2 protein-coding genes are annotated in these 2,665 nt (G+C 41.8%); both read right to left on the bottom strand.

What is annotated here, in order from left to right; genetic code table 11:
* A partial coding sequence (locus B2V92_RS02110) for a glycoside hydrolase family 2 protein (RefSeq protein ID WP_293304412.1) occupies positions 1-1,280 on the bottom strand: 1,280 nt, incomplete at its 3' end.
* Between the two features lie 25 nt (positions 1,281-1,305).
* On the bottom strand, positions 1,306-2,665 hold a 1,360-nt coding region (locus B2V92_RS02115), incomplete at its 5' end, for a RagB/SusD family nutrient uptake outer membrane protein (RefSeq protein ID WP_293304414.1).

The raw sequence follows: 2,665 nt of genomic DNA on the forward strand, positions 1-2,665 counted from the left end.
GTACCCGATGCATACTCGTTCCCTACACTATAGGCAAAAACACTGGGATGGTTCCAATCGCGGTGTATCATCTCCAAAAACTGATCTTTAAATTTGGAACGGAAAGTTTCATTTTTCATCTGGTTTGGGGTAAGCTGCCAGTTTCCGGCCTCAGTTATAATCAGCATGCCATATTTATCGGCCAGTTCATAGAAATATTCGCTGGGTGTATAATGGGTTAAACGCTGAAGGATCATCCCTCCTTCTTTCATCAATCTGAAATCCTTTTCAACCAAACTATCCGGTTCTAAAGCACCCAAATTTGGATAATCGACCACGCGGTTCGCACCACCAAATTTTATTGGCTGTCCGTTCAGTAATAACTGCGCCCCTTTCACTTCAATCTTTCTGATCCCAAAATTTGATGCAAGTGTATCTCCACCCAAAACAGCCTTTAACTGATAGAGATTCGGTTCATCAATACTCCAAAGATTTACCTGCTTTTGGCTAAGGTTTGTTTCAGCTTCGTAAATAACCGTTTTACCGGATACCTGTGGCTTTATAACTTTCCATTTCAGGGCAATGCTTTTACCATCAAAACCGGTTTCGAATTTAGGAGCAGTATTCTCCCTGTTCAAAGGATTTTCTACATAAGCACGGACAAACAGTTTAGCCGTTCCGTTTTTAAGATCAGGCGTAGCTACGATTTTTAGATTTTTAAAGTAAACCTCGGGCTCAATGGTTAAATACACCGGCCTGTTTAGTCCCCCGTAATTGATCCAGCCCATAAAAGGATCATTGGCTTCTCCATAATCTTTTGATCCGGGTATGGTACCTTCTTTCCAGGTATTATTATCAACAGCAACCGCAATGGTATTTTCGCCATCCTTTAAATCATCCGTAACATCAAAACTGAATGGCGTATAACCGCCCTCGTGCGTACCGACTTTCTTATCGTTTAAGTACAGTGTGGTTAAATAATATGCTGCATCAAAATGCAGGATAATCCGTTTATTTTGCGGTTTGGCAATTGTAAAAACACGCTTATACCAGGTATTACCGGTGTAAAACAGATAGCGTTTATCAACAGAAAAACAATGCGGAACAGTTACTTTGTCCCAGTTTGTTTTTGTAGCCTGTTTATACCATCCGTTTTTCTCGCCAACATCACGCGGATCCATGGCAAAGCGCCATTCGCCATTCAACAGGATGGCATCTTTATGCCTGATGCTGAACTGCGCAAAAGAAAACTTGCTCAAAAGGAGGCCAACAACTAAAAGTTTGATTACGGGATATTTCATATCTAAATTTTATTTGGGATTATTTTTATTTCCAGTCAGGGTTCTGTACAATTTTATTATTGGCATTAATTTCATCTTGTGGGATAGGGAAATACCTATTTTTTGCCTGTACATTTCTGGTCGGATAAACATCGTTAACAGCAGTAGGGATTACCTGCATAAAAGTATTGGTACGGGTAAGATCGTACCAACGGTCGCCCTCTCCAAAAAATTCCCAGCTCCGCTCCTGTAACACGGCAGCAATAAACTGATCTTTGGTTAAACCTGCAATCACCGGATCAACATTCGATCTTTGGTGAACTTTATTAAGGTAAAGATAAGCATCGGTGGTAACCCCATTTGCCCTTGCTTCGGCCTCGGCCGCAATTAAATATACGTCGGCAAATCTCAAAATAGGTACGTTAACAGCCTGATTGGCACCAATAGAATTGGGATCCATGTATTTTTTGATCAGTACACCTTTTGTCGTAATCGGCGTAATGTCTTTCTGTGCCACAACCGCACCCGATTTGGTAACGTAGGAAGTAGCCAGCAGCAACCGGCGTTTATCAGCCGGATTAAAAGAATCGTAAAAACCCTGATAGGCGAATATCGACCCAAAGGTGGTTGTACCATATACCGGACTATCGCTGTTTTTGGGCCCATAAAGACTCATCAATTGGGAACTTCGGCCCGGGTTTGTGCTTTCGCACTCATAAGCCCACATATTTTCTGTCCTGGCGGCATCTTCCTTGGCCACATTATATAAATCAACAGGATCAGCCAATAAAGTAAATTTGTTTGATGCAATTACCAGTTTGGCTTTTTCCAATGCCAGCGGCCAGTTTTCGGCATATAAAGCAGCTTTCGCATATAATCCTAAAGCGATCTCTTTTGATGTTCTTCCTTTTACAAGCGTTGGGCTATGTGCGGGTAATTTAGCAACGGCAACATCAAGATCTGCAAAAATCTGTTTGTATACATTTGCTTTTGGACTTACAGCCTGTAAAGCAGCATCTATATTATCACTTGGAACTGTTTTTATAATCACATCGCCAAAATTTCTGGTCAGTGTGAAATGGTAAAAAGCCCTTAAAAAATAAGCTTCGCCCAATATGGCATCTTTTGTGGCACCAGCCATATTGATGTCGGGTACTTTTGAAATTACCCAGTTCGATTTTTCTATCCCCGAATAACAGGCCACCCAAATCTGTTGAGGCGATTCGTTTGTTCTCGAAAAGCTTTTTTGAGTGGTATAATTGGGATCGTAATTAAAAAGTGTCATGGTATTTCTGCCCACGGCCTGCCTAGGATAACTTTGATCGGCACTCCAGTCAGAAACACAGGTGCCGGCGGTGTAATAAAGGTCGGCAAGCGGCCCGTAAGCGGCTGTTAATGCAGCATTG

It is taken from the genome of Pedobacter sp. UBA5917 (assembly GCF_002432345.1).
Classification (GTDB): Bacteria; Bacteroidota; Bacteroidia; order Sphingobacteriales; family Sphingobacteriaceae; genus Pedobacter.